Genomic DNA, 20,279 nt, shown 5'->3' with positions numbered 1-20,279 from the left:
GTGATTGAAAAAATCTGGTTTGAAAACCACCCACTCAAATACCTCTTGTGGCCGCTGTTGTGGCCACTGAGTTTGTTGTTTGGTGCAATCAGTCAGTCGAAGCGTAAACAGTACCTGAAGGGTAACAAGCAAGCTTATCAAGCCCCAGTACCAGTTATTGTGGTTGGTAATATCACGGCTGGTGGGAATGGCAAAACGCCGGTTGTGGTATGGCTAGTGGAGCAATTACAAAAGCTAGGCCTTAAGCCGGGTGTTGTATCGCGTGGTTATGGTGCGAAAGCCCCACACTATCCGCTCGTTTTAGATGCCGACACTCCAGCGAAACATTGCGGTGATGAGCCTAAACTTATTTATAATCGCACTGGGGCTCCTGTTGCCGTCGATCCGGTACGAGCAAATGCGGTTAAAGCGCTGTTGGCGACTGGTGTCGATATCGTGATTACTGATGATGGTCTCCAACATTACGCATTAGCGAGAGACATTGAGTTGGTGATCGTTGACGGTAATCGACGCTTTGGCAATGAAAGCCTAATACCTTTAGGCCCTTTGCGAGAAGGTGTTGAAAGGCTGAAAGAAGTCGATTTTGTGATTACGAATGGCGGTCAGGCCGACCAAGGTGAAATTGCGATGTCACTGGCGCCGGAGAAGGCGATTAACCTTAAGACGAAACAGCCAGTTGAAGTCTCAGAGTTAAAGGAGCTGGTTGCGTTCGCAGGTATTGGGCATCCACCACGATTTTTTAATACACTGAACATATTGAATGCTGACGTCAAAGTCACCAAAGGGTTTGCAGATCATCAAGACTTTGACCAGCAAGAATTAGAGGCATTGGCTCAGCAAGGAGCGAATGTGATCATGACAGAGAAAGATGCCGTTAAGTGTCGTGAATACGCGCAAGATAATTGGTGGTATCTGCCTGTATCTGCTCAGTTTGAAACAAGCGATGCAGAGCGAATTTTAAATAGAATAAAAGAGGTTAAAGCGACTTATGGATCATCGTCTGCTTGAGATTGTAGCTTGCCCTGTTTGCAAAGGTAAGCTGACGTACGATAAAGATAATCAAGAGTTGATCTGCAAAGTGGATCGCCTTGCTTATCCAATTAAAGAGGGCATTCCTGTTCTGCTTGAACCGGAAGCAAGAACCATGAGCATGGACGAGGGGCGTTAATGTCTTTTACTGTCGTTATTCCTGCTCGTTATTCCTCTAGTCGCTTACCGGGTAAACCGTTGGCTGATATTGGTGGTAAACCAATGGTGCAGTGGGTTTACGAACAAGCCATGCAAGCTGGTGCAGAAGATGTCATCATCGCGACCGATGATGAACGTGTTTCTGCAGCGGTAGAGCAGTTCGGCGGAAAAGTCTGCATGACTTCGCCAAACCATGAGTCAGGCACTGAGCGTTTGGCGGAAGTGGTTGAAAAAATGGCGATTCCGGCTGAGCATATCATTGTTAATGTACAAGGTGATGAGCCATTAATTCCACCATCGATCATTCGCCAGGTCGCTGATAACTTGGCTGCTTGTGATGCGCCAATGGCAACGTTGGCAGTTGAAATTGACTCGGAAGATGAAGTCTTTAACCCAAATGCGGTAAAAGTAGTCGCAGACTCACGTGGCTACGCCATGTACTTTAGCCGGGCATCAATTCCATGGGATCGTGATAATTTTGCTAAGCAAGATAAACTCATTGTGAATCCGTTGATGCGCCATATTGGTATTTACGCGTACCGAGCAGGCTTTATTAACACCTACATCAACTGGGCGCCAAGCGCATTAGAGCAAATTGAATGTCTTGAGCAGCTTCGTGTACTTTGGTATGGCGAAAAAATTCATGTCGCTGTCGCTAAAGAAGCGCCTGCAGCAGGGGTTGATACGCCAGAAGATCTGGAAGCTGTTCGAGCGATAGTTGCTAAAGAAGCTAAGTGATTTTTACCGTCGCAATGAAATAAAAAGGCTCCAATTTTGGAGCCTTTTGCTTTGGGGTTATTGCTTAGGGGTTAATGGAATTGGTATTAGATATTGGTGTCAAATTGGTTACGCTTGGGACACGTCGCCAGCGTTTCTCTATGACCCGTGTCTTTAACTTCTTGAAGTACAACGTCGAAGCCCCATATGCGGTACACGTGCTTCAATACTTCTTCATAACTGTCATCTAGCGGGATGCGGTTGTGAGGAACGTATTGAAGCGTTAGTGAACGGTCACCACGGACATCAACATTAAACACCTGAATGTTCGGTTCAAGGTTGGATAGGTTATATTGCGCAGCGAGTTTTTCTCTTATGCTTTGATAACCGCTCTCATCATGAATTGCCGATATTTCTATGAAGTTTTTATGGTCGTCATCTTTGATGGCGAACAGCTTAAAGTCACGTATCAGCTTAGGTGACAGGTACTGGCTGATAAAGCTCTCATCTTTGAAGTTATGCATGGCAAAGTGCACCGCATCCAACCAATCGGTACCCGCTAAATCAGGGAACCACTCTTTATCTTCATCGGTTGGCTCTTCACAAATGCGTTTTATATCACGGAACATGGCAAATCCAAGCGCATAAGGATTAATGCCACTAAAGTAAGGGCTGTTATACGAGGGCTGTGCTACTACACTGGTGTGACTGTGTAAGAACTCTAGGATGAATTTATCAGACACTAAACCTTCATCGTAAAGATGATTAAGAATGGTGTAATGCCAGAATGTTGCCCAACCTTCGTTCATAACCTGTGTTTGTTTTTGCGGGTAGAAGTATTGGCTTATCTTACGCACAATACGGATAACTTCACGCTGCCATGGCTCAAGTAATGGTGCGTGTTTTTCAAAGAAATACAGTAAGTTTTCCTGTGGTTCACTTGGAAAGTGCTCTACGATGTCCTCTTCTTTGGTTTTCGCGCTTGGTACCGTACGCCACAGATCATTAATTTGCGATTGCAGGTACGCCTCACGTTCTTCTTGGCGCGCTTTTTCTTCCGTAATTGAGATTTTTTCTGGTCGTTTGTAACGGTCAACACCGAAGTTCATCAGCGCATGACAAGAATCGAGAAGTTTTTCGACTTCCAGAACACCATAGCGTTCTTCACACTCTGCTAGGTATTTTTTTGCGAATAACAAGTAGTCAATGATAGAACTTGCGTCTGTCCATGTCTGGAACAGATAGTTACCTTTAAAGAAAGAGTTATGGCCATAGCAGGCGTGGGCCATAACTAGTGCCTGCATAGTAACCGTGTTCTCTTCCATTAGGTATGCGATACAAGGGTTGGAATTAATGACTATTTCATAAGCTAAACCCATTTGGCCGTGTTTGTAGTTTTGCTCCGTTTGAATGAACTTCTTACCGAACGACCAATGGTTATAATTTATAGGCATACCAATACTTGAGTATGCATCCATCATTTGTTCTGACGTGATGACCTCAATTTGGTTTGGGTAAGTGTCGAGGCGATAGTGCTCAGCGACACGTTTTATCTCTTTATGGTATTGCTCCAGCATATCAAAGGTCCAATCGGGACCATCAGGCAGCATTTTGCCTCTGCGCTTTTTTGGAGCTTCTCCGGAGAGGTTTTTCGTTGCGGTACTCATCGCTAGCCTCCTTACGCCGTTTCTTTGTGGAATAGTTCACGGAAGACAGGGAAGATATCCTCCACTGAGCGTATGTTTTTCATCGCAAAGTTAGGAAATTCTTCAGTGAGTTTTTCATACTCATGCCACAAAGTTTGGTGAGAACGACGTGTGATCTCAATATATGAGTAGTACTGACAGTTAGGCAGTAACTTATTCACTAACAAGTCACGGCATCGAGGTGAGTCATCAGCCCAGTTATCGCCATCGGATGCTTGGGCAGCATAAATGTTCCACTGTCCAGTAGGGTAACGAGCTTTGATTATCTCATCCATGAGTTTAAGAGCACTGGATACGATGGTGCCACCGGTTTCCTGAGAGTAGAAAAACTCATGCTCATCCACTTCTTTTGCCTGCGTGTGGTGGCGAACAAACACCACTTCCACATTTTCATAGGTACGAGTTAAAAATAGATAAAGGAGTACATAGAATCGTTTAGCGATATCTTTGGTTGCTTGATCCATTGAGCCTGACACATCCATCAAGCAGAACATGACCGCTTGGCTGGACGGAACCGGGCGTTTCTCGTAGTTTTTGAAACGTAAGTCAAACGTATCAATAAATGGGACGCTGTCGATTTTCTTACGGAGTTCGATTATTTCCTTCTTCAAACGGCTTTCTTCAAATGGTTGAGCTGGTTCCATATTTTTGATACGTGCAAGCTCTTCTTCAAGCTCTTTGAGAAGACGTTTTTTACCTGCTGTCATGGCCGTTCTTCGGGCCAGTGATTGTTGGAGTGAACGTACAACTGCGATGTTGGAGGGGATACCCGCGGTTTTGAAGCCAGCACGGTGTGTTTTCCACTCGGTAATTTTCGCGATTTGGTTTTTCTCTAAATTTGGTAGTTCTAGATCTTCAAAAAGAATATCTAGATATTCGTCTTTCGAAATTTGGAATACAAATTCATCCTGGCCTTCGCCGTCAGGACTTGCGTTGCCCTCGCCAGAGCCACTGCCTTGGCCTCCTGATTTTGGACGCTCGATTTTGTCACCAGTAATAAACTGATCGTTACCTGGGTGGACACGCTCACGTAGCCCACCTTGACCTTGATGAAAAATCGGCTCGGTAATGTCTTTGTGCGGTATAGATACGTCTTCGCCCGTTTCCGTATTCGTGATCGAGCGTCGATTCACTGCGTCTGCCACCGACTCTTTGATTTGCTCTCTATGGCGCTTCAAGAAGCGCTGTCTGTTAACAGCGCTCTTGTTCTTGCCATTGAGCCTTCGGTCTATAAATTGCGCCATGAAATAGCCCTCTTCATGTTTCACACAAGCGACCTAACTCAATACTTGGTTAGGATGACTTACGTACTCGTAGGTACCACTCAGAAAGTAGCCTAACCTGTTTCTCGGTATAGCCTTTTTCCATCATGCGAGCGACAAAGTCGTCATGCTTCCTCTGATCTTCAGAAGAGGTTTTCGCATTAAATGAGATAACCGGAAGAAGTTCTTCAGTGTTAGAGAACATTTTCTTCTCGATAACTGTGCGCAATTTTTCGTAGCTGGTCCAAACTGGGTTCTGACCATTGTTAGTGGCTTTCGCACGAAGCACAAAGTTTACGATTTCGTTTCGGAAATCTTTAGGGTTAGAAATACCTGCTGTTTTCTCGATCTTCTCTAGCTCTAAGTTGAGTGAAGCGCGGTCAAATAGCTGGCCAGTTTCTGGGTCTCGGTACTCTTGATCCTGAATCCAGAAGTCTGCATAAGTAACGTAGCGGTCAAAGATGTTCTGACCATACTCAGAGTATGACTCTAGGTACGCAGTCTGAATTTCTTTACCAATAAACTCGACGTAGCGAGGAACGAGGTATCCTTTCAAAAACTCCAAGTATTTTTCTGCCGTTTCCGTTGGGAACTGTTCACGTTCAACTTGTTGCTCAATGACGTAGAACAGGTGAACCGGGTTCGCGGCTACTTCGGTTTGGTCAAAGTTAAATACGCGCGATAAGATCTTAAACGCAAAACGAGTGGATAGACCGCTCATGCCTTCATCAACACCTGCGTAGTCACGATATTCCTGGTAGCTTTTCGCCTTCGGATCGGTGTCTTTCAAGGTTTCACCGTCGTAAACACGCATTTTAGAGAAGATGGAAGAGTTTTCTGGCTCTTTCAACCGTGAAAGAATGCTGAATTGTGCCAACGTTTCTAGTGTACTCGGTGAACATGGTGCTTGTGACAGTTCACTGTGCTCAAGTAGTTTTTGATAAATTTTAACTTCTTCAGAAACGCGCAGACAATACGGTACTTTCACGATGTAAACACGGTCAAGGAACGCTTCATTGTTTTTGTTGTTACGGAAAGTTTGCCATTCTGATTCGTTCGAGTGCGCCAAGATCATGCCATCGAATGGAATCGCAGAGAGGCCTTCCGTACCGTTAAAGTTACCTTCCTGAGTTGCCGTTAGTAGCGGGTGAAGTACTTTAATCGGTGCTTTGAACATCTCTACAAACTCCATCAAGCCTTGGTTCGCTTTACAGAGTGCGCCAGAGTAACTGTATGCATCTGGATCATCTTGAGAGAAGTGTTCAAGTTTACGAATGTCCACTTTACCAACTAGTGATGAAATATCTTGGTTGTTTTCATCACCTGGCTCAGTTTTCGCTACCCCGATTTGGTCGAGGATAGAAGGGCGGACTTTCACGACTTTAAATTTGGTAATGTCACCACCAAACTCATGCAGACGTTTGGCTGCCCAAGGAGACATAATTGAGCGGAGGTAACGCTGTTCAATACCGTATTCTTTTTTCAGAATTTCGCCATCTTCGGAAGCTCTAAAGAGGCAGAAAGGATGGTCATTGACCGGACTACGATGACCGTTGGCAGTAAGCACATAAATTGGCATTTGTTCCATCAGCGCTTTCAGTTTTTCTGCAAGTGATGATTTACCACCACCAACCGGACCAAGTAAGTAAAGAATCTGTTTGCGTTCTTCCAAACCTTGTGCAGCATGTTTTAGGTATGAAACGATCTGTTCTATCGCATCTTCCATGCCATAGAAATCTTTAAATGTTGAATAACGCGATATGACGCGGTTTGAGAAGATCCGGCTTAGCCTTGGATCTTTGGCTGTATCGATTAATTCTGGCTCACCGATGGCCATCAGTAGTCGTTCTGCTGCATTAGCGTATGCGCTTTTGTCATCCTTGCACAGGGCCAGAAACTCCTGTAACGACATCTCTTCATCTTTTGAAGCTTCATATCTGGATTGATAGTGGTCGAAAATACTCATGTCGTTTCCCCTTTAATAGTCAGTCTACCGACGAACGTTGATGAAGGCTTACCCACCTGTTGTCATGCTCTTGGTTGTCTGAATGTATACGTACTGACATCTGATTTGGTTTGTACAGGACGTAAGTTAATGCGACACCAAAGACTTTGCTTTAAGTACAGATTTATCATCACAACGGTGAGCGGTGGATTTGAATCATTCAATCACAGCCTTTCTCTATTTAAGCCTAGTCGGGGATTTGCAATTTTGCTTAACAATTATGAATTTATTGTAAAAGTGGCATATTTATCACTCTTGCATAAATGGCAGGATTGTGTGGTGTATTCAGTATTGATAAATCAAATGTTTGGCATCAGGTGGCCAATGTTAGTGATTCACCGTTTACCTTGGATAGCGATTGGGGAAATAGCTCTGATGTGTAAAAAATAATTTTCGGTAGGGCAAATAAAAAGGAGAGCAGCGGCTCTCCTATTCAATGGTTTGTATAACTAGGCACTGAAGATTTGTGCCAGCTCGTTCGCACATAGATGGTATTGACGAGGACAGTTACGCCATGTTTGCAGCATACGACGGTATTTCTCTAGCATTGGCATTTGGCTATTGAAATGGTGATCGGCTTTGTCAAATTGTGGGTAAAGGCCTTCAGAGTCAACTAAAAAGCGTACGTAATGTACTTGCTGAGCTTCCGAAGCGATATCGAATCCTAAGAACTGTAGACGACGTTGGTCGACTTTGCTTTTCTCATCACTGTCGAGCAAGTTGTTAGACTCTTGCATCGCATGATACATTTCCATGATGTCGATGATTTCGCGACATTCTGCTTCAGTAATACGGCCAAAGTCTTTGTTTAACTCGCACATTTGTAGTTCATACCCACGCTCGACGATTGTTTGTAAGCGTTTGTATTTTGCTGCATTACTCGGATCGAGTTGAGACATTAGGTTGTACTGGTTTGACAGAATCAAACGTTGAGCGTTTGACATTTCCATGATGACCTCACTAAATAATCTAATACATTTTTAATGTGCTTAGGTTAACGCCTCAGACAGGAGTGAAACATGATCTCAACACATATTTAATATGAAAAAATGGCAAGAATTTCTCAATTCATCTAGCTTTCAGCTCCATATATTTCAAAGTAACGCTATTTTTTGTGATAGTGGTTGTATATGTAATCTCTATCGGAAAATACCCTCAACCATTCCGGTTTGAATACAGTCAGCACCGCCAGAGACATACCATTCAGTAAACCCTCGGGAAAGGCTAGGAGTGGGACAAAAATAAAGTAGTTGTGTTGAATCGTTTCCCAATCGTAGTGACCGACAGATAAGTGATAGAAAGAATTGATCAGCAGATGCAAACTACCCGTTATCGCCCCGTTGAAGAATCCCGCGACGAAAATGAAGACAAATATGTTACGCGGTAAATAATGGTAACTGAGTAGGAATACAAAATAACTGATCAGAATGGGAAGCAGGGCAGAAAGTACCAGAGAGCTTGGTAACAAGACGAGCGAAACGCCTTGTATCCAATGATTGGCAACCATTGCAGGAATACTGATTAAAAACGCCATTCGCCACCCATACATCATGGTTAAGGTCGTTAAAGCGAGAAAGTGTATTTTCAGCCCATCCTTCACGCCCGCTTGCGCGGACCACAATATGCTTAGTAAAAAAAGAGTGGCGAAAACAATGTGCTGAAATGACTTGTCTTGCTCAATCTTAGGCCAAACTACCTTTTTCCAATCAGGTAAGCAAAAGACAATGATTACCCAAATGATGACAACGAATGAGCCTAAGTTAAACCAGTCCATGATTACTTCCCTGCAGCGACGTTTTGTTGTTTCTACGTTAAACAATTGAGTTGGGCGCTATTTTACACATACGAGTGATTGAAATAAGGTATTCGATGCCACGAAATAAAAAAATACCAGCGAAAAGCTGGTATTTTTGGTGGAAGAAAATAGTTCAGTCTTAGTATTTTACATTTGAGTGGTACTGAGAAAGTATCGACTGGATTTCATCCATCGTCTCTTTAGGTGGCGGATTCACACCTTCAAGTGGGTACTCAAAACCCAACGCTTCCCACTTGTGCGCACCAAGTTTGTGATAAGGAAGCAGTTCCACTTTTTCGATGTTGTCCATATCTTTGATAAACTCACCAAGCATGTGTGCTGCTTCTGGATCATCTGTGTAACCAGGAACCACAACGTAGCGAATCCATGTCGTCTGGCCAATTTTCTGTAGGTAGCGAGCAAAGTCTAAGGTGCGTCGATTCGACACGCCGATTAAGTCCTGATGAACTTCATCTTTCATATGCTTGATGTCTAGCATCACGAGATCAGTGGAATCGAGAACTTCGTCAATCACATCTGTGTGCTTACGAACATAGCCATTGGTATCAAGGCAGGTATGAATACCTTCCGCTTTCGCCGCTCGGAAAAAGTCACGAACAAACTCGGGTTGAAGCATCGCCTCGCCGCCTGAACAAGTGATACCACCGCCAGACGCATTCATGAAGTGACGGTAAGATTTCGCCTCCGCAATGATTTCTTCTACGGTAACCTCTTTACCTCCATGGGTATCCCAAGTATCGCGGTTATGACAATACTTACAACGCATCAAGCAACCTTGCAAGAAGACGATAAAACGAATACCAGGTCCGTCTACGGTACCACATGACTCAAACGAGTGAATACGACCAGTTGCTGACATCTTTTGCTCTCATGACTAATATAAGAATGCTGTTATTTTATTACAAAAAGCAGGGTTAAAACAGTCTTCTAGGAAGAGAAGGTGCGGGATTACGGGTAATCAAATGGTCAATGAGTTGTTTATTGACCATTTGAGTTATTTATTTAAAAGAAGGCAAAGACAGAAAGCGATCCCGTACCATAAATATCGGTTTGAGACTCTTCATACTCTGGAGTTTTAATCGTAAACGTTATGCTTGCGCCATAGTTTTGGTTATACCAAGTAGCTCCTGCGACGGCGCTTGCTTGCCAGTGTTCCAGTGTCACGTCGTACGGCTCTGACGTTCCCGGGATACCGGAACGATCGCCTTCGATAGTGATGTCATTGAAACGGTAACGACCTTCAAATCCGCTAAACAAGAACCAGCTGGTGGAGTGATTGGACAGCATGCTTGCCGAAAATGGACTTTCCACGCTGATGTTGGCCGCACCTATGTTAGTCCCTAAGTTTGTTCCCCAACGGAACATCACACCCTGAGATATGTCACTGCGAAAATTACCGGCATTAATATCATTTACATTAGTGATTTCCCACTGAGTGGTTTTCCCTTCACTGCGCATTAATTTATTGAACGCGCGATAGCCAACGCTGGCTGCTAGATAGTCATCGATTTGGTAATCCCAGCCTTGTGGATCTGGGGAACCCGTAATGCTGTGAACCAGTGATTGTGCTTTTTCTGACAGTGAGCTTTCACCAGTGGTGCCGATGGTAAAGTTATATCGCACTGCTTTATCTGCAGTTAGTGAGAGGTAGTTGAGTTCTGTATGCAGATAACCAGCGTATGGGCGGTCATTTGCCAGAGGATAATCGACTTTTATATCGCTCGGTGTCCACATTTTATGGCCAAACACCAGTTCTATTTTATCGACACTCGTGAATGAAGAGTGACTTAGACTCAGCCAGTTCCATTCACTTTCTTTTCTTAGTTGCCCGGTCGCGTAAGAGAGGAATATACCGTTGGTATAATCTTGGTCAACACCAAAGATACCGTCATTATCGAGAGCAAATGAGACAGTGGATTTGGTGGATGCGAAAACAGCAGGTGATAGCAGGGCAAATGCGATAAGTTTATAAAATTTCATATAATGCTTTTACTCATTTTCTTTGCATCATACGTAAGTTTGGCAGCAAAATCCTGTGCAAAGCACCAAGATTAGCGCCGAAAATGAAAAAAAGCCGATGCTTTACAGCACCGGCTCTTGTTGTATTACTAAAACGTTATTTCGCGACAGTCTTATAGTGACTCAGTGAATGTACGAGCGATAACGTCAGCTTGCTGTTCTGTAGTCAGAGAGTTGAAACGTACAGCGTATCCAGATACACGGATAGTTAGCTGAGGGTACTTCTCTGGGTGTTTAACTGCGTCTTCTAGTGTTTCACGGTTAAGAACGTTTACGTTTAGGTGTTGGCCACCTTCGATACCAGCTTCGTGGTGGAAGTAACCGTCCATCAGACCAGCAAGGTTAGCGCGTTGGCTGCCTTCTTCTTTACCTAGTGCGTTTGGCACGATAGAGAAGGTGTAAGAAATACCATCTTGAGCATCAGCAAACGGTAGTTTCGCTACTGAAGTCAATGATGCTACCGCACCTTTCTCATCACGACCGTGCATTGGGTTCGCACCTGGAGCAAACGGAGTACCAGCACGACGACCATCAGGCGTGTTACCCGTCTTCTTACCGTATACCACGTTTGAAGTGATAGTAAGGATTGACTGAGTAGGAACTGCATCACGGTAAGTCTTAAGCTCACGGATTTTGTTCATAAATACAGAAACAAGTTCACACGCGATGTCATCTACGCGAGGGTCGTTGTTACCGAATTTAGGGTAATCGCCTTCGATTTCAAAGTCGATTGCTAGACCATCTTCGTCACGAATTGGTTTAACTTTTGCGAACTTGATTGCTGATAGTGAGTCAGCTGCAACAGATAGACCAGCGATACCACAAGCCATAGTGCGTTTAACGTCACGGTCATGCAGAGCCATTAGAGACGCTTCGTAGCTGTACTTGTCGTGCATGAAGTGGATGCTGTTTAGTGCAGTCACGTATTGCTTAGCTAACCAATCCATGAAGTGGTCCATTTTTTCCCACAACTCGTTGTAATCTAGGTACTCACCTTCGATCTTGTCCATCTTAGGACCAACTTGGATTTTCAGCTTCTCATCGATACCGCCGTTGATGGTGTAAAGCATGGTTTTAGCAAGGTTCGCACGAGCACCGAAGAACTGCATTTGCTTACCAACAACCATTGGAGACACACAACAAGCGATAGCGTAATCGTCTGAATCCATGTCTGGACGCATTAGGTCGTCGTTTTCGTACTGGATAGAAGAAGTATCGATAGATACTTTTGCACAGAAACGTTTGAAACCATCAGGAAGCGCTTCAGACCAAAGAACAGTGATGTTTGGCTCTGGAGAAGGGCCCATAGTGTATAGGCTGTTTAGGAAACGGAAGTTAGAACGCGTTACTAGCGTACGACCGTCAAGACCCATACCACCCATTGATTCTGTTGCCCAGATTGGGTCGCCAGAGAATAGCTCATCGTATTCAGGAGTACGAAGGAAACGAACCATACGTAGTTTCATTACGAAGTGGTCGATCATTTCTTGAGCTTGATCTTCAGTGATCTTACCAGCAGCGATATCACGCTCGATGTATACGTCTAGGAACGTAGAAGTACGGCCTAGAGACATTGCTGCACCGTTTTGAGACTTAACCGCCGCTAGGTAGCCGAAGTAAGTCCATTGGATAGCTTCTTGTGCAGTTTCAGCAGGACGAGAAATATCGAAACCGTATTTCGCAGCCATTTGTTTGATTTGACCAAGAGCGCGGTGTTGCTCAGCAATTTCTTCACGAAGCTGCATAGTCATGTGAAGGTCTTCGCCGTTCTCGAAACGCTCTTGTAGAGACGTGAACTGAGCCAGTTTGTCCTTCATTAGGAAGTCGATACCGTATAGTGCAACACGACGGTAGTCACCGATGATACGGCCACGGCCGTATGCGTCAGGAAGACCAGTTAGTACACCAGACTTACGACATGCAAGGATGTCAGGAGTGTAGATGTCGAAAACGCCAGCGTTGTGAGTTTTGCGGTATTCTGTGTAGATTTTTTTAACTTGTGGGTCTAACTCACGATCGTAAGCTTTGCAAGAACCTTCAACCATACGGATACCACCGTTAGGGATGATTGCACGCTTAAGAGGAGCGTCAGTTTGAAGACCAACGATAGTTTCAAGATCTTTTTCGATGTAGCCTGCATCGTGAGCAGTGATGGTAGAGATAACAGATGTATCAAAATCAACAGGAGCGTGAGTCGCGTTCTCTTGTTTGATACCTTCCATTACTTTAGCCCAAAGCTTGTTAGTCGCTTCAGTACCTTCAGAAACTAGGAAAGATTCGTCGCCTTCGTACGGAGTGTAGTTCTTTTGAATGAAATCACGAACGTTTACTTCGTTTTGCCAATCACCTGCAGCAAAACCTTCCCAAGCTTTAGCAAATTGCTCTGCCATGACATACCTACCTTTTTAGTAGAAAAAAATACGTACTGCTTCGCCGTTGAGCCAGCTATCCCCAATAAAATAGAGGAACAGTACACTCTTATGAATAACAATATTTATAGTCTTAAAGTCGCAACTTTGGGTTACAAAACTATAAATATTGTCACTACTTAAAACGCCTACCTTTTGAAACAACAATTGCAGGTTAAACTAAAATTTTTTTGTAAACCTTAAACTAAATCAATAAATGCTCAACTTTTTGGATAAAAAGGGGGTAGCGACAAGCGCTACCCAAACATTTTTTAAGCGTTTAGCATTATAGCCAAGCTTTTAATCCATATTGATCTTCTAGCATACCAACTGCCAGCATAGCAACTAGACAGATAATGAAGACTGTGACTGGAATAATAATTTTGTCCATGAATGACAAGCGTGATGCACGTTCTTTATCACCAATCAGGCCATTGTTATCTAAGAACATGGTTAATGCCCAAGCCAGAACTGGGTTGGCGACGATAGATGCAAAGATACAGATGCCCGCTGCTTGTGAATCTTTCGTATCACGAACCATTTGCATACCCGCTTCAAGAAGAGGAAGAGATACACCTACTAGGAGAGCAACGCGCATTACTGGTGGCCATACTGCAACATCCATTGGGAAACCAAGAATTGCGACAATAATACATAGAGAGCCGAGTAGAATTGCACCTGCCGGAATTGGGCGTTTAGCAATGGCTGCCGGGATCATGTAAGTACCCCAAGATGAAGTGATGTTACCACCACCTACAGCAGTACCAACCATTTGACGGAAAGAACACATCGTCATGGTGTCATCCACGTCCATCAGTACTTTCTCTGTTTTACGTGGGTAGTTCATTTCTTGGAAGATACGGTGGCCAAGGAAGTCTGGTGACCACATCGCAACAGCAAGAATCGCGAATGGTAATGATGCGATGAAGTGCTCTGCATTTGGTAAACCAAGCATCCAACCTTCTTCTGTGCTACCCCACCAGTAAACTGGGTTAAGGTTTGGCAGACCTGTTTTCGTTTCGAATACAATGTCAAAGCCAGCACCGAGAACAAGCGCAATCGCAAGACCAGTGAATGCACACACTGGAATTGCCAACCAACGTTTGTTGATTTTCGCTAGGTAAGCATAGATCGCAACCGTAATGCCAAGAACGATAAAACCAACGTAACCCATGCTGCCAGCGGCAATATCTGCAGATTCCAGCCCAGTCGCCCAAGATTGGATAGAGTTGATTTGGCTAATCGTACCCGTTAAGCCTAAGAAAATAAGCAAACCACCAGCGGTACCTTCAGAAGTGAGGTTGACGAGTTTTGAGCCGCCTTTAAAAAATGAGAGTAGAAGGCCAAAAATACCGATAAGAATCGCAAGAGCAAGAGGGTGAGCACCTGCCAGAGCGATAGTACCAATCAATGGAATCATTGGACCATGGTTACCGGCGAGGTTTGCTTTAGGGTTAAAGACACCAGAAGCTAAAATACAGAAAAGAAGAGCAGGGATAAGCATTTCGACACGAGCGACTTCGATCGCGAACTCTTTTGTCAAATGCACATGGTCCCACGCTTGGGTTAAACCTTCGGCCCAAGACATCATTACCGCAGAATACATCGCGATAATGCCGATCGTACCCGCAATAGCAGGAACAAAATCTTCAAGCTCGAAACGGAAATCACGGCCCGGCAAGTTTAAGCCAAAACGACGTGGCTTCATGATTTGCAGTTCGTGGTCTAGATAGTCTGAACGGCTGTCGAACTCAGATGATGGACGATGAAGCTCTTGGTAGCTTTTGGTCTCGATATCTGAATCAGAGTGCACTTTATTCACTGCGTCTGACATGGATTCCTCATATATTTTAAAGTTATGAATTCTTAACTAAGTTGCGCTGTTCCGCGTTAAGCGGTGCGCTCTATGCTAGCTATTATTAGATTTGTTGCACGTTATCCTTGCGCCTAAGCATAGCTAATAACTTGTTGTGTTGAGGCACAAAATTTTCCTCATATGGTGGCTGGAGTCTAACAAGATAGCCATTTTGGGTGATTGATTTAGATCACTTTAAATAATTGATGTGAAATAAAACTACACAATGTGTCGGTTCCGCGCATGATAGGGCCAATTAAGACGTAATTTCATTACACAAGTTGCATAAAACTAGAAATTACCGAGACGATATAACACTAGTGGCACGTAAAATGTAGTTATTGATCAAGTGCATATAAAGCTGGCTTTAATCTTGCTTAAACCGGGAAAGACAACTTTTTTGGCTAATCATTGCCGCTCAGTTTAGGAAGAAAACATGAAACAGCTTAAAATAGTGCCGTTAGTGGCAATCATTTCGGGATTAATGGTCGGTTGTGGAGGCGGCGGTGGCGGTGGTGGCACACCAAAAACGCTTTATAAGTTCACTTTTGTGACTCCTGAAACTCAAGCGTTAAGCAATAATGGCTCTTGTACGATTTACGACAGATTCACCACCAGTGGCGTAGAACAAGTACTCAATTATCATGCAATAGGTGGTGTGATTGACAATCAACTAACCGCTTACTATTCGGACGCATCAGGAGAACGTGTCGGAGATTTAGTGACGGCAAGCAATGATCAGTTGACGATTACTCTGCAAGATATTCCAGATGAGGGCAGCGTGACGATTCAAGAAGCGAATGGCACTATTCTTAACGCACTGACGTTTTCAAAACAGTTATTAGAGTCTGATTCGTCATTACGCAATGTTTACCTGTCCGCGCAAGCTAATGTGAGCAACACGACGTGTTTAACGGGTGGGAACGATAAAACGATAAGTAAGACGGGGCTGGACTACAAAGTTGCAGAAGACGCGGCTGGTAACCCATATTCAACATTCTACTTCGATTCTCAGTATGAAACCGTCACGGCAAACGAATCACGCTTCACGAAAGGTGAAACATTGTCTGCCGTTAGCACTGAAAAAACGATGATTTCGCAGTATCGAACCGCAACCCGTTCAGCACTTTATCAATATGGCTTTGAGGACTGGACTGATGGCCGAATGCTATTTGCAGGTTCGTCATCTACACCGTCAGTGAGCCGTTCTGGTATTGATTTCGCAACCATTGATATTGACACTATTTATAAGAACTTCTCATATCGTTTAGCTGAAGTGTCGAGAACTAGCGAGTTTTATCACCCCGATATACTAAATGGCGATGTTTGGACATTCAGTGTAGATGGGACCATTGTGACTTCTGGGTGGAATGCGCAATACACGGATGCAGTAGCCGACGATTGGACCATTGATGTTGATGATGCATCACTTTTTGCCGTAAGCAATACACAAGACACCAAACCAGGTGTTTCTAACCGTACTGTTTATTTGAGTGACAGTATTGGTTTGGGTAATGAAAATGGTCTTCAACGGGTAAGCTACCAGCAAGGTGCATGGGATGGCTCAACACCATACGTTGTGCGTCACTCGGTTTACTCACAGATCAATGATAGGGTTATCGTACCTGAGCTTGATTATTCAAGTGTGCCGTCTGATATCGAAAGTAGCCTTGTGATTTCAGACAGCTCTTCAATCACGCAAAGCTATATTTTCACAGAAGACAGCAGTGCTGTGAAAGTGGCAGATTTCCTATCTGCATATGCGAATGGTGAGGGTAAAGACACGACAGAAGATGTGCTGGGTATCGTGAAGCATGAACAAGAAGTAAGAGCGATTAGTAACCGTCTTGCTCAGACAAAAACACTGTTGTTAGAGAGAACTAACTAACACTTTTATAATATTATTAGCCCCTCACTGCAGGGGCTTTTTTATATATAATATTCACAAAATAAAGCATATGGTGCTAAATATTGCATATTAACATGATTATCCTATCTAACTATTCGATTTATTTAGGTTAATAATTTGTTGCAACTTTCAGGCCGGGGTGCTAGTTTGTTCCGAAATAGATAGGGCGGAGCCCCTTACAGCAGTGAAAAAACACAGGGAGTAGAGCGCATGACTGATGTACCAGCGCTAGATATAAAAGACCTGCACAAAACATTTGGACAAAATGAAGTACTTAAGGGAATTTCTCTGTCCGCACACAAAGGGGATGTTATCTCTATCATTGGCTCTTCCGGTTCCGGTAAGAGTACTTTTCTCAGATGTGTTAACTTATTAGAGACACCAACCGCTGGTGAGATTTGGGTTAACGGTGAGCTGATTCAAATGAAGAATAACCGAGCTGGAGAATCTGTACCTGCAAATGAAAAGCAAGTTCAGAGAATTCGCTCTCGCCTTGCGATGGTATTCCAAGGTTTTAACCTGTGGTCTCATCTTACCGTTCTAGAAAATGTCATTGAAGCACCCGTGCACGTACTGGGTGTGCCTAAAGCTCAAGCTATTGAAAACGCAGAGGTACTGCTTAAGAAAGTAGGCCTGTACGAGCGTAAGGATTATTACCCAGGACACTTGTCTGGTGGTCAGCAACAACGTGCCGCCATTGCTCGCGCATTAGCCGTTGATCCAGAAGTAATGTTGTTTGATGAGCCAACATCTGCGCTTGACCCAGAGTTAGTTGGGGAAGTGTTAGGGGTAATGAGAGATTTGGCAGAAGAAGGTCGAACGATGTTGGTGGTGACGCACGAAATGGCGTTTGCTCGTGATGTATCGAACCACGTAATGTTCCTTCACCAAGGATTGGTTGAAGAGCAGGGTGATCCTGCCAAGCTATTTACCAATCCAGACTCACCGCGCTTACAGCAGTTTATCTCATCGATTTATTAGAGGTCTTTGGGAGGCAGCTTTTTGCCTCCTATGTAAACACAACAAACAAAACTAAATAAAATGGAAATCACAGGAGTACGGAAATGAAAAAGTGGTTATTAGCAGCAACACTTGCTGCAACGGCTGTATCTGGCGCTGTTCAAGCGAAAGAATGGAAAACCGTTCGCTTTGGTGTTGAAGGTGCATATCCTCCATTTAGCTGGACTGAAACTGACGGATCTTTAAAAGGCTTTGACGTAGATATGGCAAATGCACTTTGTGAAGAAATGCAAGTGAAGTGTCAAATCGTTGCTCAAGACTGGGACGGCATTATTCCTTCTCTTCTCGCGCGCAAATACGATGCAATCATTGCTGCAATGTCGATTACAGAAGAGCGTAAGAAGAAAGTTGACTTCACCGGTAAATACGCACTTATCCCAAACAAATTTATCGCGAAGAAAGGTGCTAATCTAGATTTTGACAATCTAGACGGTAAGAAAATCGCGGTACAGCGTGCAACTACGCACGATAAATACCTGACAGACAACTACGGTGACAAAGTTGATATCGTACGTTACGGCTCATTTGACGAGGCTTATCTCGATCTTGCTAACGGTCGTGTTGCTGCAGTTCTAGGTGATGCTTCTGCTCTAGAAGAAGGCGTTCTTAATAAGGCTGGTGGCGACGCGTACGAGTTTGTTGGCCCATCTTTAACTGATCCTAAATGGTTTGGTGAAGGCTTTGGTATCGCTGTTCGTAAGCAAGACAAAGATTTAACGCAAAAACTAGATGCCGCGATTCTGTCACTGCGTGATAAAGGTGTTTACCAAGAGCTTGCTGGTAAATACTTTAAATACGATGTGTACGGCGAATAAGTCGTAATTAAGCGACCGTTGGCCTGTTCCTAGAAGTAGTCAACGGTCGATTTTTTGAGTTTAGGGATTAGGAACTCACCTATGCTGGATTTACAAGGATACGAAGCTTCCATTTTTACAGGAGCTTTAGTAACAATTGAAGTTGCACTGCTTTCTCTGCTACTTGCAGTGATATTGGGCATGCTTGGCGCTTTAGCTAAGTTATCACCTTATAAATGGGCAAGAGCTATTGCCACCCTCTACACCACCATTATTCGTGGTATCCCAGACCTGGTTCTGATGATGCTGATTTTCTTTGGTGGACAAATACTGTTGAATAACAGCCTTTACTCTATCAATGAAACATTAAATGAGTGGTTTGCATCAAGTGACCCTAACCATGAGTGGACGTCATACCTGCCAGATTACATCGACGTGAGCCCATTTATTGCTGGTGTATTGACCATCGGCTTTATCTTTGGCGCGTATATGGCGGAAACGTTTCGTGGTGCGATTATGGCCGTAGACAGAGGTGAACTAGAGGCCGCGAAAGCTTATGGTATGAATGCTGTTTTATCGTTCAGAAGAATCCTTTTACCTCAGATGATTCGCCATGCTCTACCAGGCTTCGGTAACAACTGGTTAGTTCTGCTTAAAACAACAGCACTGGTTTCAATCATTGGTCTGGATGATATGGTGAGAGTGAGCTCTTTGGCTGCTGGCTCGACAAAAATGCCATTTACGTTCTACATGGCTGTCGCCATCATCTTTCTATTCTTTACCAGTGTTTCTACAGGTTTGCTTAAACTTGTTGAACGCAAGTTCAGTATTCATGCGAGGTAAGTTATGGACTTTTCACTGATTATTGAAAGTTTACCGATTTACCTGAGTGGGCTTTGGACGACAGCATGGCTGGTAGGTATTTCGCTTATCATTGGTTTGTGTGTGTCCATCCCAATGGCTATTGCAAGAAACAGTAAAAACTATGCTTTAAGCATGCCTTCATGGGCGTTTATTTACTTTTTCCGTGGGACACCATTACTGGTACAGCTTTATCTTATTTATTACGGTATGGACCAATTCTTCCCGGTAAAAGATACCCTTTGGGAAAATGCTTGGTTTTGTGCCCTAGTTGCTTTTGTATTGAATACTTCAGCTTACACTACGGAGATTATTCGAGGTGCAATCAATGGACTACCAAAGGGTGAAGTAGAAGCGGCTAAAGCGTATGGGATGAGTAAATTTAAGACTTACCGCCGTATCATTTTGCCGAGTGCATTACGAAGAGCATTACCAGTATATTCCAATGAGGTTATCTTCATGCTGCACGGTAGCGCGGTAGCGGGCATTGTGACTATCATGGATCTAACCGGTGCCGCACGTTTGGTTAACTCACGTTACTACGCTCCTTTTGAGTCATTCTTAACAGCAGGTTTATTCTATATGACACTGACGTTTATCATTCTGTGGTTCTTTAAACATGCGGAGAAACGTTTATTGGCATATTCTCGACCGCTAAGCTAAAACCAATAGCAGTATCAAATAAAAAAGAGCGCATTAATGCGCTCTTTTTTATTTAG

At 43.8% G+C, this 20,279-nt stretch carries 17 protein-coding genes; 8 read left to right on the top strand and 9 right to left on the bottom strand.

What is annotated here, in order from left to right; translation table 11 throughout:
- The 3 genes from lpxK to kdsB are packed head-to-tail and all read left to right on the top strand — an operon-like array spanning nt 1 to nt 1,926.
- Entirely contained in the window at nt 1-1,008 is a 1,008-nt protein-coding gene (lpxK, locus tag L3V31_RS09090) for a tetraacyldisaccharide 4'-kinase (RefSeq protein WP_237315753.1), read from the top strand.
- The gene (locus L3V31_RS09085) at nt 989-1,168 is read left to right on the top strand and encodes a Trm112 family protein (protein ID WP_014231290.1); all 180 of its coding nucleotides are present in this window, start codon (nt 989-991) and stop codon (nt 1,166-1,168) included. Before lpxK ends, L3V31_RS09085 begins: the two co-directional genes overlap by 20 nt.
- Nucleotides 1,168-1,926: a 3-deoxy-manno-octulosonate cytidylyltransferase gene (kdsB, locus tag L3V31_RS09080; RefSeq protein WP_237315752.1), complete on the top strand. Its 759-nt coding sequence runs from the start codon at nt 1,168-1,170 to the stop codon at nt 1,924-1,926. The genes L3V31_RS09085 and kdsB overlap by 1 nt, the downstream gene beginning before the upstream one ends.
- An 86-nt stretch (nt 1,927-2,012) precedes the next feature.
- On the opposite strand, the gene L3V31_RS09075 is transcribed toward kdsB, so the two are convergent.
- The 9 genes from L3V31_RS09075 to L3V31_RS09035 all read right to left on the bottom strand — a co-directional run bounded on the left by L3V31_RS09075 (nt 2,013) and on the right by L3V31_RS09035 (nt 14,955).
- Entirely contained in the window at nt 2,013-3,572 is a 1,560-nt protein-coding gene (locus L3V31_RS09075; protein ID WP_237315751.1) for a SpoVR family protein, read from the bottom strand.
- Nucleotides 3,573-3,583: 11 nt separating this feature from the next.
- Complete coding sequence (locus L3V31_RS09070; protein ID WP_237315750.1) at nt 3,584-4,855, bottom strand: YeaH/YhbH family protein; 1,272 nt, start codon at nt 4,853-4,855, stop codon at nt 3,584-3,586.
- A 49-nt stretch (nt 4,856-4,904) separates the two neighbouring features.
- Nucleotides 4,905-6,839 carry a PrkA family serine protein kinase gene (locus tag L3V31_RS09065; RefSeq protein ID WP_237315749.1) on the bottom strand — a complete coding sequence of 645 codons (1,935 nt, stop codon included), beginning with the start codon at nt 6,837-6,839 and terminating at the stop codon, nt 4,905-4,907.
- A 488-nt stretch (nt 6,840-7,327) separates the two neighbouring features.
- Nucleotides 7,328-7,828, bottom strand: coding sequence for a YfbU family protein (locus L3V31_RS09060; protein ID WP_237315748.1), 501 nt, complete (start codon nt 7,826-7,828; stop codon nt 7,328-7,330).
- Between the two features lie 155 nt (nt 7,829-7,983).
- Nucleotides 7,984-8,652, bottom strand: coding sequence for an energy-coupling factor ABC transporter permease (locus tag L3V31_RS09055; RefSeq protein ID WP_237315747.1), 669 nt, complete (start codon nt 8,650-8,652; stop codon nt 7,984-7,986).
- A gap of 160 nt (nt 8,653-8,812) precedes the next feature.
- Complete coding sequence (pflA, locus tag L3V31_RS09050) at nt 8,813-9,553, bottom strand: pyruvate formate lyase 1-activating protein (protein WP_237315746.1); 741 nt, start codon at nt 9,551-9,553, stop codon at nt 8,813-8,815.
- Nucleotides 9,554-9,696: 143 nt separating this feature from the next.
- Nucleotides 9,697-10,674, bottom strand: a complete 978-nt coding sequence (locus L3V31_RS09045) for a lipid A deacylase LpxR family protein (protein ID WP_237315745.1) — start codon at nt 10,672-10,674, stop codon at nt 9,697-9,699.
- 152 nt (nt 10,675-10,826) lie between these two features.
- Nucleotides 10,827-13,103, bottom strand: a complete 2,277-nt coding sequence (pflB, locus tag L3V31_RS09040) for a formate C-acetyltransferase (protein ID WP_237315744.1) — start codon at nt 13,101-13,103, stop codon at nt 10,827-10,829.
- A gap of 304 nt (nt 13,104-13,407) precedes the next feature.
- A complete protein-coding gene (locus L3V31_RS09035; protein WP_237315743.1) occupies nt 13,408-14,955 on the bottom strand; it encodes a DUF3360 family protein in 1,548 nt (515 codons plus the stop codon).
- Between the two features lie 457 nt (nt 14,956-15,412).
- Here L3V31_RS09035 and L3V31_RS09030 point away from each other — a divergent pair, with 457 nt between their 5' ends.
- From L3V31_RS09030 to L3V31_RS09010, 5 genes are all read left to right on the top strand, one after another.
- Nucleotides 15,413-16,864, top strand: coding sequence for a flagellar sheath protein A (locus L3V31_RS09030; protein ID WP_237315742.1), 1,452 nt, complete (start codon nt 15,413-15,415; stop codon nt 16,862-16,864).
- 231 nt (nt 16,865-17,095) lie between these two features.
- Nucleotides 17,096-17,866 (top strand): ABC transporter ATP-binding protein, encoded by a 771-nt coding sequence (locus L3V31_RS09025; protein ID WP_237315741.1) that lies wholly within the window; start codon nt 17,096-17,098, stop codon nt 17,864-17,866.
- 83 nt (nt 17,867-17,949) lie between these two features.
- Nucleotides 17,950-18,720, top strand: a complete 771-nt coding sequence (locus L3V31_RS09020; protein WP_237315740.1) for an ABC transporter substrate-binding protein — start codon at nt 17,950-17,952, stop codon at nt 18,718-18,720.
- 81 nt (nt 18,721-18,801) lie between these two features.
- Nucleotides 18,802-19,542, top strand: a complete 741-nt coding sequence (locus tag L3V31_RS09015) for an ABC transporter permease (RefSeq protein ID WP_237315739.1) — start codon at nt 18,802-18,804, stop codon at nt 19,540-19,542.
- Between the two features lie 3 nt (nt 19,543-19,545).
- Nucleotides 19,546-20,223, top strand: a complete 678-nt coding sequence (locus tag L3V31_RS09010) for an ABC transporter permease (RefSeq protein ID WP_237315738.1) — start codon at nt 19,546-19,548, stop codon at nt 20,221-20,223.
- The last annotated feature ends 56 nt before the right edge of the window (nt 20,224-20,279 follow it).

Origin of the sequence: Vibrio sp. J1-1, from assembly GCF_021728395.1 — a bacterium.
In the GTDB taxonomy this organism is placed as follows: domain Bacteria; phylum Pseudomonadota; class Gammaproteobacteria; order Enterobacterales; family Vibrionaceae; genus Vibrio.
This window is presented reverse-complemented; position numbering and strand designations above follow the sequence as displayed.